This window comes from Pseudomonas sp. Z003-0.4C(8344-21) (assembly GCF_900104975.1).
Lineage (GTDB): Bacteria > Pseudomonadota > Gammaproteobacteria > Pseudomonadales > Pseudomonadaceae > Aquipseudomonas > Aquipseudomonas granadensis.
This window is the reverse complement of the sequence record NZ_LT629756.1, coordinates 1,847,997-1,860,816: the sequence shown is the minus strand read 5'-3', so window position 1 is coordinate 1,860,816 and position 12,820 is coordinate 1,847,997. Positions and strand designations below refer to the sequence as shown.

At 58.0% G+C, this 12,820-nt stretch carries 12 protein-coding genes, 5 tRNA genes and 1 riboswitch; of the genes, 5 read left to right on the top strand and 12 right to left on the bottom strand.

Features of this window, described 5'->3' with window-relative positions; all coding sequences use genetic code 11:
• Positions 1–48: 48 nt before the first annotated feature.
• Positions 49–125 (bottom strand) — tRNA-Arg (locus BLU24_RS08580).
• Positions 126–418: 293 nt separating this feature from the next.
• On the opposite strand from BLU24_RS08580, the gene BLU24_RS08575 reads away from it, so the two are divergent.
• Positions 419–649: a hypothetical protein gene (locus BLU24_RS08575; protein ID WP_093099231.1), complete on the top strand. Its 231-nt coding sequence runs from the start codon at positions 419–421 to the stop codon at positions 647–649.
• 22 nt (positions 650–671) lie between these two features.
• On the top strand, positions 672–851 hold the full coding sequence (locus BLU24_RS08570; RefSeq protein ID WP_093099229.1) for a PA3371 family protein: 180 nt from the start codon (positions 672–674) through the stop codon (positions 849–851).
• On the opposite strand, the gene phnN is transcribed toward BLU24_RS08570, so the two are convergent.
• Positions 826–1,395, bottom strand: a complete 570-nt coding sequence (gene phnN / locus BLU24_RS08565) for a phosphonate metabolism protein/1,5-bisphosphokinase (PRPP-forming) PhnN (protein ID WP_093099227.1) — start codon at positions 1,393–1,395, stop codon at positions 826–828. The two genes, BLU24_RS08570 and phnN, sit on opposite strands and share 26 nt — an antisense overlap.
• A gap of 387 nt (positions 1,396–1,782) precedes the next feature.
• On the opposite strand from phnN, the gene BLU24_RS08560 reads away from it, so the two are divergent.
• Positions 1,783–2,109 (top strand): Arc family DNA-binding protein, encoded by a 327-nt coding sequence (locus tag BLU24_RS08560; protein WP_003178899.1) that lies wholly within the window; start codon positions 1,783–1,785, stop codon positions 2,107–2,109.
• A 113-nt stretch (positions 2,110–2,222) separates the two neighbouring features.
• Here the strand turns inward: BLU24_RS08560 and mgtE are convergent, their stop codons facing one another.
• On the bottom strand, positions 2,223–3,665 hold the full coding sequence (gene mgtE, locus BLU24_RS08555; RefSeq protein WP_090285386.1) for a magnesium transporter: 1,443 nt from the start codon (positions 3,663–3,665) through the stop codon (positions 2,223–2,225).
• Positions 3,666–3,986: 321 nt separating this feature from the next.
• On the opposite strand from mgtE, the gene BLU24_RS08550 reads away from it, so the two are divergent.
• Complete coding sequence (locus BLU24_RS08550) at positions 3,987–4,505, top strand: cell envelope protein SmpA (RefSeq protein ID WP_093099224.1); 519 nt, start codon at positions 3,987–3,989, stop codon at positions 4,503–4,505.
• A gap of 19 nt (positions 4,506–4,524) precedes the next feature.
• On the opposite strand, the gene BLU24_RS08545 is transcribed toward BLU24_RS08550, so the two are convergent.
• The 8 genes from BLU24_RS08545 to ltaE form a co-directional block, all read right to left on the bottom strand.
• A tRNA-Arg gene (locus BLU24_RS08545) sits at positions 4,525–4,601 on the bottom strand.
• 72 nt (positions 4,602–4,673) lie between these two features.
• Positions 4,674–4,750 (bottom strand) — tRNA-Arg (locus BLU24_RS08540).
• 71 nt (positions 4,751–4,821) lie between these two features.
• Positions 4,822–4,898 (bottom strand) — tRNA-Arg (locus BLU24_RS08535).
• 107 nt (positions 4,899–5,005) lie between these two features.
• Positions 5,006–5,096 (bottom strand) — tRNA-Ser (locus tag BLU24_RS08530).
• A gap of 62 nt (positions 5,097–5,158) precedes the next feature.
• Entirely contained in the window at positions 5,159–5,347 is a 189-nt protein-coding gene (gene csrA / locus BLU24_RS08525) for a carbon storage regulator CsrA (RefSeq protein ID WP_002554426.1), read from the bottom strand.
• 184 nt (positions 5,348–5,531) lie between these two features.
• Entirely contained in the window at positions 5,532–6,773 is a 1,242-nt protein-coding gene (locus BLU24_RS08520; RefSeq protein ID WP_093099222.1) for an aspartate kinase, read from the bottom strand.
• Positions 6,774–6,863: 90 nt separating this feature from the next.
• Positions 6,864–9,482, bottom strand: coding sequence for an alanine--tRNA ligase (gene alaS, locus BLU24_RS08515; RefSeq protein WP_093099220.1), 2,619 nt, complete (start codon positions 9,480–9,482; stop codon positions 6,864–6,866).
• Between the two features lie 145 nt (positions 9,483–9,627).
• A complete protein-coding gene (gene ltaE / locus BLU24_RS08510; RefSeq protein ID WP_093099218.1) occupies positions 9,628–10,632 on the bottom strand; it encodes a low-specificity L-threonine aldolase in 1,005 nt (334 codons plus the stop codon).
• Between the two features lie 270 nt (positions 10,633–10,902).
• Positions 10,903–11,074: riboswitch (FMN riboswitch) on the top strand.
• 101 nt (positions 11,075–11,175) lie between these two features.
• Between ltaE and BLU24_RS08505 the strand changes: the two genes are divergently transcribed.
• A complete protein-coding gene (locus BLU24_RS08505; protein ID WP_093099216.1) occupies positions 11,176–11,685 on the top strand; it encodes a 6,7-dimethyl-8-ribityllumazine synthase in 510 nt (169 codons plus the stop codon).
• 122 nt (positions 11,686–11,807) lie between these two features.
• Here BLU24_RS08505 and astE read toward each other — a convergent pair whose 3' ends face one another.
• Positions 11,808–12,818, bottom strand: a complete 1,011-nt coding sequence (gene astE, locus BLU24_RS08500) for a succinylglutamate desuccinylase (protein ID WP_093099214.1) — start codon at positions 12,816–12,818, stop codon at positions 11,808–11,810.
• Positions 12,819–12,820 lie beyond the last annotated feature (2 nt).

Below are 12,820 nucleotides of genomic sequence, written 5' to 3'. Positions count from 1 at the left end.
CATCCCACTCGGGGTGAGCAGCCATCTTAAGGAGGAAGTTGATATAGATGGTGTCCCAGGGCAGGTTCGAACTGCCAACCTTCCCCTTAGGAGGGGGATGCTCTATCCAATTGAGCTACTGAGACACAGGTAAGCCGCAGCAAGCGCTGCGTGACGGACGGCGTGCATGTTAACGGCCGAACCCTGATTTGTCATGTCATCCCACGGCTTTTTAAGTGTAGGACGCTACCCCACCCGGTTGCGCGAAGAATTACCGGCATTTTGCACGACCGTGAAAACACCGGCATTGCAGATTGCAACCAGCGCGCTTGCTCAAAATCGTTCAAATGCTTGTCTTTAAAGGACTTAACAGCCGCTAGACTGTTGGCACGGCGAGTGCTTTGCCTGTCCTATAAAAGAACATTCGGAGCCCAGCCCCATGAACAGCACCCTTTTGCTTGCAAATGCAATTGCTTTGGCGGTTTTGGTCGGTTCTCAGTTTATCCCCGAGCGCAAAGCACCCGAATCCGTGGCTCAACGCGTACCGCATTACTTGCAGGTACAGAAGGCACCTCAACTCGCAGTGTTAAGCAATCAGGGCGCGCCGCAAGCCGTGAGCGATTCCGAGCGGTCACTTCCGACGGCAACCTCAGAACGACTGGTTTTTTGAATATCTTCAGGAGTACAAAGTAATGTCCAAGTCAGCTGCGGGATTACTGATCCTCGCCCTGTTGAGCGGCGCTGTGCATTTTTCGCTGTTCGAGGACACCGAGATCAGCCTGCCGCTGGTTGGCAGCGGCGTCTTTGGGGTGTTATTCGTTTTGGCGTTGGCTGCCGGACGAAAAATCAAATTCGATCCGGTTTTGCGCTAAGCGCAATCAAAGCCAGAAGTTGATTCACGGCATCCGCCAGGTTGCCTGAGTTGTCGATGAGGTACACAGGCCCATCGCTCGACCTCCTGTCCTTGAACTGCGCATTACGACCCAGCCTCTGATCGATCTGCTCAAGCGTTTCACGACCACGGTTGAGCAGACGCTCTCGTAATACATCGTCCCGAACCGTCAACAAGACCGCTACTAGCCCTGGGTAAAGCGTCATCGCTTGGCGTAGATTAGCTCGCGAACCATTAACCAAAACGTTTTGGCCAGCACGCAGGCGTCGATCCATTTCCACGGGAATGCCATAGGACAAACCATTGGCGTGCCAAGCCAAGGCAAAATCGCCTGCTCGCTCGCGTTGGTCAAATTCATCGGGCGTCACTCCGATAGCATCCTCCCCCACCGATTCGGCGGATCGGGTAATCACCCGGCGCATGACTTCACAATTCAATGCACGCAATGGTTGGCGAGCAGCCTCGATCAGACTGTCTTTGCCTGAACCCGACGGACCCATCAAATAAATAAGCTTGCCATCCATCCCTTAAACGCCCTCTACGGATGCCCGCCACTAGTAAATCGGCAATTTGCCACTATCCTGTAAAGGTCAGTAACAACGATGCGCAGCTGCTTAGCATGCACCCTATGGCACCTTAGAGCATCCGTGGAAGCCGATGACACCTAGGCAGAGCAGGGGACACAGGCAAAGATTTCCAACCAGTCCGCATTTCTGATGATTGGTGCTGGCATTACGCCTTTACCCGGCTCAATATTTGTCACAGAATTGACGCCAATGATCTGGCAATTTTGAGGCATGATGCCGGCCTCTTAACAATTCAGGTTGAACCATTTGGCGCGGATGCTTGTCCTACCACACATCCTGCGGCCAATCCCGAGAACCGCTCCCCTGAACTAACCGGTTAAATATATGCGCCCATTGAAACAGGCAATTTATTCCAGCCGTACGGCTGACAAGTTCGTCGTACGTCTGCCAGACGGAATGCGTGAACGCATTGCCGAGGTGGCTCGCAATCATCATCGCAGCATGAACTCCGAGATCATTGCGCGCCTTGAGCAGAGTCTTATTCAGGAAGGCGCACTGGGCGAAGAGCTGAGCATGCGCCTGGACAGCCCGGAGCTGTCGTTGCACGAGCGCGAGCTGTTGCAACGCTTCCGTCAGTTGTCGCACCGTCAGCAGAACGCACTGGTTTCGCTGATTGCACACGATGCAGAAATGGCCGCAGACGCGTCCTGAGTAACAACGAACACCTCAAGCCAGCTTGATTGCTGGCTTTTTTTTGCCCGAAATTCGCGTTTTACAGGGCAAAAAAAACCCGCCAGACTGGCGGGTTGTTTCAGCGCGATCAGTTAGAGCAGGAAGATCGTCGCCAACCCCAGAAAGATGAAGAAGCCACCGCTGTCGGTCATGGCAGTGATCATCACACTGGCGCCCATCGCCGGATCCCGGCCCATCTTAGCCAGCGTCATCGGAATCAATACCCCCATCAACGCAGCCAATAACAGGTTCAGTGTCATCGCGGCAGTCATTACCACGCCTAGCGACCAACTGCCGTATAGCAGATAGGCCACGACACCGATTACCCCACCCCACACCAGGCCATTGATCAGACCTACCGCAAGCTCCTTGCGCATCAGCCGCGACGTATTACCGGTGCTGACCTGATCAAGCGCCATGGCGCGTACGATCATGGTGATCGTCTGATTACCGGAGTTGCCACCGATACCGGCGACGATCGGCATCAATGCAGCGAGTGCCACCAGCTTCTCGATCGATCCTTCGAACAGACCAATCACACGCGATGCGACAAACGCCGTGATCAGGTTGACGGCCAGCCATGCCCAACGGTTGCGCAGCGACTTCCAGACGGAAGCGAAAATATCTTCCTCTTCGCGCAGACCCGCCATGTTGAGCACTTCGCTTTCGCTCTCTTCACGGATCAGGTCGACCATCTCGTCAATGGTCAGACGGCCAATCAGCTTGCCGTTCTTGTCGACCACCGGCGCCGAGATCAAGTCGTAACGCTCGAACGCCTGCGCCGCATCGTAGGCGTCTTCGTCCGGGTGGAAGCTTACCGGATCGCTGGCCATGACTTCGGCGACCTGTTTTTCCGGATCATTGACCAGCAGACGCTTGATCGGCAGTACACCCTTGAGCACACCGTCGTAATCGACCACGAACAGTTTGTCGGTATGGCCGGGGAGTTCTTTCAGGCGGCGCAGATAACGCAGGACCACTTCGAGACTGACATCCTCACGGATGGTCACCATCTCGAAGTCCATCAATGCACCGACCTGGTCCTCGTCGTAGGAGAGGGCCGAACGCACGCGCTCACGCTGCTGATTGTCGAGGCTCTCCATCAATTCATGGACGACGTCCCGCGGCAGCTCGGAAGCCAGGTCAGCGAGTTCGTCGGCGTCCATGTCCTTGGCAGCCGCGAGCAGTTCGTGATCGTCCATGTCGGCGATCAGCGTTTCACGAACGGAATCGGATACTTCGAGCAGAATATCGCCGTCGCGGTCAGCCTTGACCAATTGCCAGAGCGTCAGACGATCGTCCAGCGGCAGGGCTTCGAGAATATAGGCGACGTCGGCGGAGTGCAGATCATCGAGCTTGCGTTGCAGTTCGACGAGGTTTTGCCGGTGAACCAGGTTTTCGACGCGGTCGTGATGCGGACCTTCCTGACGATGAGTCAGGTCCTCGACGACGCGCTGGCGCTGCAGCAGTTCGACCACCTGAGCCAGGCGATCCTGCAGGCTTTCTTGAGTTTTCTTTACTTCGATTTCAGACATAGGCGAACTCCACTCCCAGCAGCGGGGCACGCCGGAAGGATCAATCAGTCAATTCATGATTGGTGAAACGGGGTACTGAGTAACTACTGGGTAAGTCCATGGAATTTTTCCATAAGCCCCGGCGGGGCTGACGGGCGCAATGATACACCGCTTGACGGTTTAAAACGTTAAAAAATCACGGCCGAAACAAGCGCTTGCGAAACAATTCTGAGCGCCGTCCTGAACCCTGCAAATGCGACGACTCATTCTGAAAAGAAAACACACCGGCAGCAGAAAATGTAGCGGCTACGCTTGAAGACAGATCGTCATGGAGGACATCGAATGCTGTTCAACCCCTATGTTTTTCTGCTACCCGCCTGCCTGCTTTGCCTGCCATCCAGCGCAGCGCCTGTTTCGCTTCATCGTTGCGAGGCCAGCGACGGCAGCGTCACGTTCACTTCAATGAGCTGTGCGCAGGGAGAGCAGCGATCGACACAAGAAGTACACCCCTACTCGCCCGGATCGGTTGCCGTAATGCCCGAGCACGACCACGAACGCATGACCGAACTGAAGGCCATGAGGCGCGAACCGGCCGTGATTGGTCATGCGGAAGACAACTGCGGAAATCTGATCGATAACCGACAGCGGCGAGAAGCGATCATCAATCGGCGCGTCATCGCCGGCATGAGCCAACAGGACGTCGAAAGCGCGCTGGGCAAACCAGACAAGGTGAGTATCAGAACATCGACCACCCGCTACAGTTACGACCTCAAGCGAGACCACAGTGCTCAGATCGATTTTGACGAGAGAGGATGCGTGAAGGCAAAAGCCAAATCCCGGACAGCAAAAAGCCCGCGTTAAACGCGGGCTTTTTGGTATATGGTGCACTCGACAGGATTCGAACCTGTGACCGCTCGGTTCGTAGCCGAGTACTCTATCCAGCTGAGCTACGAGTGCAATTTGTGTTTTTAGCCCAGACCACAACTGGATGAAGCCAAGTTACCTGCATCGCTGCAACTAACTCTTAAATGGTGCACTCGACAGGATTCGAACCTGTGACCGCTCGGTTCGTAGCCGAGTACTCTATCCAGCTGAGCTACGAGTGCATTTGTGTTTTTAGACCAGCTCACATCTGGTTGAAGCCGAGTTACCTGCATCACTGCAATCAACTCTTAAATGGTGCACTCGACAGGATTCGAACCTGTGACCGCTCGGTTCGTAGCCGAGTACTCTATCCAGCTGAGCTACGAGTGCATTTGTTGCGCCGCATTATAGCCCGTCTAATCTCTATTCCAACCACTTTTTCAAGTAAATTCAATCACTTACCGAAAAAGCCAGATTACAACGTACTAAGCAAATAATGGCGGAGAACGGGGGATTCGAACCCCCGACACCCTTGTGAGGTGTACTCCCTTAGCAGGGGAGCGCCTTCGGCCACTCGGCCAGCTCTCCGCAACACGGGGCGTATCTTAACCAACCTTTTCCCCGTTTGCAAACATAAAAATCGATAAAAATTAATGGCTTGGTTCTTCGTCCTTCTCTTTCTTTATACGCAGGTAAATTTCCTCACGGTGCACGGCAACCTCTTTCGGCGCGTTGACGCCGATGCGCACCTGGTTTCCTTTAACGCCAAGCACGGTCACAGTGATTTCGCCATCACCGATAATCAGGCTTTCTGCGCACCGACGAGTCAGAATCAGCATACCTTTCTCCTCACGCAATTCTTTCAGGGACAACAGTCTGCAAAAAAAAGGCACCCGACCTACAACCGGAGCGATCGTAGCCCTACATGCCTGAGTATTGACCAGCACGAGCAAAAGAACAGTTCAGGGCTCGCGCCATTCAAAAATAAAGGGCGCGGTCAGACCGCGCCCTTCAAGAAACGGATTACTCGCCCTGGCGGGCCGGAGCATCCAGTTCGAAAGCCGTGTGCAGGGCGCGCACAGCCAGTTCCAGGTACTTCTCTTCGATCACCACGGAAACCTTGATTTCCGACGTCGAGATCATCTGGATGTTGATGCTTTCCTTGGCCAGCGATTCGAACATCCGGCTGGCAACGCCCGCGTGGGAACGCATGCCGACGCCGACGATCGAGACCTTGGCAATCTTCGTGTCGCCCACCACTTCACGGGCACCGATCTCGCGAGCGGTGTTTTCCAGCACGGTCTGTGCGGCCTGATAGTCGTTGCGGTGCACGGTGAAGGTGAAGTCGGTGGTGTTATCGTGCGCGACGTTCTGCACGATCATGTCGACTTCGATGTTCGCGGCACTGATCGGGCCGAGAATCTTGAACGCCACACCCGGGGTGTCTGGCACGCCACGGATGGTCAGCTTGGCTTCATCGCGGTTGAAAGCGATGCCGGAAATGATCGGCTGTTCCATGGTTTCCTCTTCATCGATAGTAATGAGGGTGCCCGGACCCTCCTTGAAGCTGTGCAGTACGCGCAGCGGAACGTTGTACTTGCCAGCGAATTCGACTGCACGGATCTGCAACACCTTGGAACCGAGGCTGGCCATTTCCAGCATCTCTTCGAAGGTGATCTTGTCCAGACGCTGTGCAACCGGAACAACACGCGGGTCGGTGGTGTAAACGCCATCAACGTCGGTGTAGATCTGGCACTCGTCAGCCTTCAGCGCGGCCGCCAGGGCTACGCCGGTGGTGTCGGAGCCACCACGGCCCAAGGTCGTGATGTTGCCGTGCTCGTCGACGCCCTGGAAACCCGCGACCACAACCACGCGGCCGGCTTTCAGATCGCCACGAATCTTCTGATCATCAATCTGCAAGATACGCGCTTTATTGTGCGCACTGTCTGTCAGGATCCGCACCTGATTACCGGTGTACGACACCGCTGGCACACCGCGCTTGATCAGCGCCATGGCCAACAGGGCAATCGTCACCTGCTCACCGGTGGAAACGATCACGTCCAGTTCACGCGGAACCGGTTGCGTCTCGCCACTGATTTGCTTGGCCAGATCGATCAGACGGTTGGTTTCGCCGCTCATTGCCGACAACACGACCACCAGGTCATCGCCAGCATCACGGAATTTCTTAACCTTGTCGGCGACCTGCTCGATTCTCTCGACAGTGCCGACCGAGGTGCCTCCAAATTTCTGTACGATCAAAGCCATTTCAAAGCCGCCTCTGCCCATGAAGGGCGCCCAATAATCAATCGAACAGCCGCCCGGCGCGCCACTAGACTGCGGGCCGGGCGAACCGTCTTATAAACCCTGCTCGACGAATGGAACGGTCAGCGCCAGTGCGCCATCCAGCGCCCCGGCATCGACACCGCCGCCCTGCGCCATGTCCGGACGACCACCGCCCTTCCCGCCCACTGCCGCAGCAGCCTGCTTCATCAAATCACCGGCTTTGAGTTGGCCAGTCAGGTCCTTGGTTACGCCTGCAACCAGTACGACCTTTTCCTCATGGACACCGCCGAGCAGGATCACTGCGCGGCCGAGTTTGTTTTTCAGCTGATCGACCAGCGCCAGCAGCGCCTTGCCGTCCTGACCGTCCAGACGTGCGGCCAGAACCTTCACGCCCTTGACGTCCACTGCCGAGGCCGACAGATCGTCGCCCGCCGCACTGGCCGCCTTGGCCTGCAACTGCTCGAGTTGCTTTTCCAGCAGGCGGTTGCGCTCGAGCACAGCCGACAGCTTGTCGATCAGATTGTCACGGCTGCCCTTGACCAGGCTGGCCGCTTCCTTGAGTTGTTCTTCGGCAGCGTTGAGGTACGCCAGCGCCGCGGCACCGGTGACGGCTTCGATACGACGCACGCCCGAAGCCACACCGCCTTCGCTGATGATCTTCAGCAGGCCGATGTCGCCGGTACGGTTGGCGTGGATACCGCCGCACAGCTCGACGGAGAAATCGCCGCCCATGCTCAGCACGCGCACACTGTCACCGTACTTCTCGCCGAACAGCGCCATCGCGCCTTTGTTCTTCGCGGTTTCGATGTCGGTTTCTTCGGTTTCAACCGCAGAGTTCTTGCGGATCTCGGCGTTGACGATGTCTTCCAGTTGCTTGATCTGTTCCGGCTTGATGGCTTCGAAGTGGCTGAAGTCGAAACGCAGGCGCTGACTGTCGACCAACGAACCTTTCTGCTGCACGTGTTCACCCAGCACCTGACGCAATGCCGCGTGCAGCAAGTGGGTGGCCGAGTGGTTCAACGCGGTGGCATGACGCACTTCGGCGTCGACGTGGGTTTCCACCGGCGCGCCGATGGTCAGGCTGCCGGACGCCAGCACGCCATGATGCAGGAACGCACCGCCGGTCTTGGTAGTGTCGCGCACGTCGAAACGGCTGTTGCCGGCCTGAATGAAACCGCAGTCGCCAATCTGGCCACCGGACTCGGCGTAGAACGGCGTCTGGTTGAGGACGATCACCGCCTCTTCGCCTTCGCTCAGCACGTCGACCGACTGACCGTCCTTATAGATAGCCACGATTTTCGCCGAACCGCTGGTGGCGGCGTAACCGGTGAATTCGGTGGCGACGTCAACCTTGACCAGCGTGTTGTAGTCCAGACCGAACGAGCTGGCGGAACGCGCACGCACGCGCTGGGCTTCCATTTCACGCTCGAAACCGACTTCATCGACAGTCAGGCCGCGTTCGCGGGCGATGTCAGCGGTCAGGTCCATCGGAAAACCGTAGGTGTCGTAGAGCTTGAACACCACGTCGCCCGGCACCACGGTGCCTTTGAGCTCGGCCAGATCCTGCTCGAGAATTTTCAGGCCGTGCTCCAGCGTCTTGGAGAACTGTTCTTCTTCAGCCTTGAGCACGCGTTCGATGTTGCTCTGCTGCTTCTTCAGTTCCGGGAACGCTTCGCCCATCTCGGCCACCAGCGCCGCGACGATCTTGTAGAAGAAGCTGCCGGTGGCGCCGAGCTTGTTGCCGTGACGGCAGGCGCGACGAATGATCCGGCGCAGCACGTAGCCACGGCCCTCGTTGGACGGCAGCACGCCATCGGCAATCAGGAAGCCGCACGAACGGATGTGGTCGGACACGACCTTCAGCGATGACTGATCACCGTTCTCGCAACCGATCGCTTCAGCCGAAGCCTTCAGCAGGTTCTTGAACAGGTCGATGTCGTAGTTGGAGTTGACGTGCTGCATCACCGCACTGATCCGCTCCAGGCCCATGCCGGTGTCGACCGACGGCGCTGGCAACGGATGCAACACGCCGTCGGCGGTGCGGTTGAACTGCATGAACACGTTGTTCCAGATTTCGATGTAACGGTCGCCATCTTCTTCCGGCGAGCCCGGCGGGCCACCCCAGATGTGCTCGCCGTGATCGTAGAAAATCTCGGTGCACGGGCCGCACGGGCCGGTGTCACCCATGGTCCAGAAGTTGTCGGACGCGTACGGCGCGCCTTTGTTGTCGCCGATGCGGATCATGCGCTCGGCCGGCACGCCGATTTTCTGCGTCCAGATGTCATACGCTTCGTCGTCGGTGGCGTAGACGGTGACCCATAGTTTTTCCTTCGGCAGCTTCAGCACGCCGGTCAGGAAGGTCCAGGCGAAGGTGATCGCGTCGTGCTTGAAATAATCGCCGAAGCTGAAGTTACCGAGCATTTCGAAGAACGTGTGGTGACGGGCGGTATAACCGACGTTTTCCAGGTCACTGTTCTTGCCACCGGCGCGCACGCACTTCTGGCTGCTGGTCGCACGGGTGTAGGCACGTTTTTCCTGGCCCAGGAAGCAGTCCTTGAACTGGTTCATCCCCGCGTTGGTGAACAGCAGGGTTGGGTCGTTGCCCGGAATCAAAGAGCTGGAGGCTACACGGGTGTGGCCTTGCTCTTCGAAGAAGCGAAGGAAGGCTTCACGGATTTCTGCGCTTTTCATTAGGTTCTTCCACGGAGGCTGCGGCCAAAGGCCTGTTCGAAACGTCAGAGACGAAGCGACGGCAAAGGGCCGCATTATATCGGCCCTGCGCGCGGGGTACAGCGTGTTTATACGATAGAAACGGTCAATTGGACGGCTAACGCTGTCACTTGCGTGAAAACTCGACGAATGTCGCGATCACTTGCTCGATTTGTGCGCGGCTGACATCCATGTGCGTGACCATGCGCAGACGTGCAGCAGCGCTGAGCTTGATCCCGCGCTCGGCCGCAAAGGCCTTGAGCGCCTCGGCCCTGTCGCCCATTTGCACATAAACCATGTTGGTTTGCACGGGTTCGACGACGAAACCGGCTTCGCGCAGACCATCGGCCAGCAGCTGCGCGTTGGCATGGTCGTCGGCCAGCCGCCCAACGTGGTGATCGAGCGCGTAAAGCCCCGCCGCTGCCAGCACGCCTGCCTGACGCATGCCGCCGCCGACCATTTTGCGCAAGCGTCGGGCCTTGCCGATCAGCTGTTCAGAACCGCACAGCACCGAGCCGACCGGTGCACCGAGGCCTTTGGACAGGCACACCGAGACCGAATCGAAATACTGGGTGATTTCCCGCGCATCGACACCCAGTTTGACCGCCGCGTTGTAAAGGCGCGCGCCGTCCAGGTGCAACTGCAGGCCGTGCTGCTGAGTGAAGCGTCGCGCCCGGGCCAGATATTCCAGCGGCAGCACCTTGCCCTGCATGGTGTTTTCCAGCGCCAGCAAGCGGGTGCGGGCGAAGTGAAAGTCGTCCGGTTTGATCGCCGCCGCAACCTGCTCCAGATCGAGCGAACCGTCGGCCTGCACTTCCAGCGGCTGCGGCTGGATCGAACCGAGCACCGCCGCGCCACCGCCCTCGTACTTGTAGGTGTGCGCCTGCTGGCCGACGATGTATTCGTCGCCGCGCTCGCAGTGCGCCATCAACCCGAGCAGGTTGCTCATGGTCCCGGTCGGCACGAACAGCGCGGCTGCAAAACCGAGGCGGCTGGCCAGTTCGGCTTCCAGACGGTTGACCGTCGGGTCTTCGCCGTACACGTCGTCACCGGTGTCCGCCGCCAGCATGGCGTCGAGCATGGCGGGAGTCGGTTGGGTGACGGTGTCGCTGCGAAGATCGATAACGCTCATGAACCTGGCCTCTGGTCAGCAGGGGAAATCCCTTTGTGAAGTGGGATTACTGCGGTCATGGCGCGGATTAATCAAGCCTTGAAGAAGGAAAAATCACGGTCTCGCTGAAAAAGCACCATCCCCTGTGTGCGAGCCTGCTCGCGAAAGCGGAGTAACAGCCAGCATGTGTGATAAATGTGGAACCGCTATCGAGCAGGCTCGCTCCAGCACGGTCGGTGCACGGCTGGAAAATATGTGATAAAAACGCTGCGCCACCCGAAGGGGCGGCACAAACGTTCTCAGGGCGGGGTGCAATTCCCCACCGGCGGTAATTGCGCGCAATGCGCATAGCCCGCGAGCGCTTGGCGGCGAACACGGCAATGGCGGTGGTCGACGGCAAGGTCAGCAGACCCGGTGTGATTCCGGGGCCGACGGTCATAGTCCGGATGAAGAGAGAACGGGATCAAAAGCACAGGGCCGTCCGCGTGTTGTCGTGCGTGTGCGAACCCTGGCATCCCTTTCGATTCATAACGCCCTGTTTTTCACACAAACAGGAATCTGAACATGCAACCCACCGCTATCGACAGCAAAAACAAACACCCGCACGGCGAGCGCGTCGCGTTCATCCAGGCTTGCTGGCACAAGGAAATCGTCGACCAGAGCCGCAAAGGCTTCGTCGTTGAAATGCTTGCCCAGGGTTATCTGGAATCGGACATCGATTTCTTCGAAGTCGGCGGTGCCTTTGAAATGCCTCTGCACGCCAAACTGCTGGCCAAGACCGGTCGTTATGCCGGCATCGTCGCTGCAGCTCTGGTGGTGGACGGCGGCATCTACCGTCATGAGTTCGTCGCTCAATCGGTGGTCAGCGGTCTGATGCAAGTGCAACTGGAAACCGAAGTGCCGGTGTTCTCGGTGTCACTGACGCCGCATCACTTCCACTCTGGCGAAGAGCATCAGAAGTTTTTCTACGAGCACTTTGTGCACAAGGGTCAGGAAGCGGCGCGGACATGTGCGGATACGCTGCGCAAAATTCGCGCACTGCGCCGTACCGAGCCGCATGCGGTAGCGGTTTAAACACAAACGCAAAAACTGTAGGAGTGAGCCTGCTCGCGATAGCGGACTGTCAGTGACACCTGTGGTGGCTGACATATTGCAATCGCGAGCAGGCTCACTCCTACATTGGGTCGGCGGCAATCTTAGGCGAGGTTTTCGTCGGTGGTCGGGACGATCAGGATGCCGGCGCGCAGGCCGTTCTTGACCTTCGGGTTGGGGAAAATGATCCGCGCGCCCGGCTCTTCAATGACCCAGCGGGTATTGGCCAGATCTTCGGCCAGCACATACCCCATGTCCAACTCTGAAAAATTCTCGATGTCGGCCGGCAGGTTCAGGCGGAACGCATCGCTGTGCTTGATGATTTCCCGGGCGACGCTGAACAGTTGCAGGCCGTCCAGCCCCGCTTGCGCCATCTCCGGCTCGGTGCCTTCGATGATCTGCTTCAAGCGAGTTTCCAGCAGCGACACGTTGACGCCGTCGTTCTGCCCGAACGGCCGCGCCTTGCCCAGCTCCAGGGTGAAAGCCTCGGCATCAAGCTTGTCATAGGTATAGGAGCTGAACACGATCGACGGCTTGTTCTGCAGCAGCACGGCTTCCATCCCGGCGGCGCGCAGGCGCGCCAATTCAAGACGCGAATGCTGGCGCCCCTCTTTCCATGGATACAGCGCAAATTGCTCGATCTTCGAGCCACGAATCGCCGTGTGCAGGTCGTAGTGCAAACGCTGGCGCTCGGGTTTGCTGAAGAAAGTCGCCGCCAGACGCTCCAGCTCACAGGCGCGCAACGCTTCGCTGCCACTGCTTTGTTCATGCCGGCCGTTGAACAGCCGATTGACGTCCTGCTCGATGAAGCGCTCGCCCTTGCGCATCGCCTCGGGATTACCGAACAGGAACAGAATGCGTGCGCGCGGCTTCAGATCGCCGCGAGCGATGTCGTGCAGCAACCGGTCGAGCAACTCGATCGGTGCGGTTTCGTTACCGTGGATACCCGCCGACAGCAGCAGGTCCAGGCCATTGTCGCGCGCTTCCGGGGGCCGGACTTCCAGCGCCCCTTCGCTCAACCAGCGCATGCGCACGCCTTCGACAGTCAGTTGAGTCTTCTCCGCCGGTTCGCGGCCGGCGAGGGTCAGTTCAAGCAGTTTGCCGAGGGCGAGCATAG

Bases quoted from the DNA above. Each gene is read 5' to 3' on its own strand.
- BLU24_RS08575 (WP_093099231.1), top strand. From the start codon at position 419: ATGAACAGCACCCTTTTGCTTGCAAATGCAATTGCTTTGGCGGTTTTG.
- astE (WP_093099214.1), bottom strand. From the start codon at position 12,818: ATGCTCGCCCTCGGCAAACTGCTTGAACTGACCCTCGCCGGCCGCGAA.
- BLU24_RS08560 (WP_003178899.1), top strand. From the start codon at position 1,783: ATGCGCCCATTGAAACAGGCAATTTATTCCAGCCGTACGGCTGACAAG.
- BLU24_RS08550 (WP_093099224.1), top strand. From the start codon at position 3,987: ATGCTGTTCAACCCCTATGTTTTTCTGCTACCCGCCTGCCTGCTTTGC.
- BLU24_RS08520 (WP_093099222.1), bottom strand. From the start codon at position 6,773: ATGGCTTTGATCGTACAGAAATTTGGAGGCACCTCGGTCGGCACTGTC.
- phnN (WP_093099227.1), bottom strand. From the start codon at position 1,395: ATGGATGGCAAGCTTATTTATTTGATGGGTCCGTCGGGTTCAGGCAAA.
- ltaE (WP_093099218.1), bottom strand. From the start codon at position 10,632: ATGAGCGTTATCGATCTTCGCAGCGACACCGTCACCCAACCGACTCCC.
- csrA (WP_002554426.1), bottom strand. From the start codon at position 5,347: ATGCTGATTCTGACTCGTCGGTGCGCAGAAAGCCTGATTATCGGTGAT.
- BLU24_RS08570 (WP_093099229.1), top strand. From the start codon at position 672: ATGTCCAAGTCAGCTGCGGGATTACTGATCCTCGCCCTGTTGAGCGGC.
- alaS (WP_093099220.1), bottom strand. From the start codon at position 9,482: ATGAAAAGCGCAGAAATCCGTGAAGCCTTCCTTCGCTTCTTCGAAGAG.
- mgtE (WP_090285386.1), bottom strand. From the start codon at position 3,665: ATGTCTGAAATCGAAGTAAAGAAAACTCAAGAAAGCCTGCAGGATCGC.
- BLU24_RS08505 (WP_093099216.1), top strand. From the start codon at position 11,176: ATGCAACCCACCGCTATCGACAGCAAAAACAAACACCCGCACGGCGAG.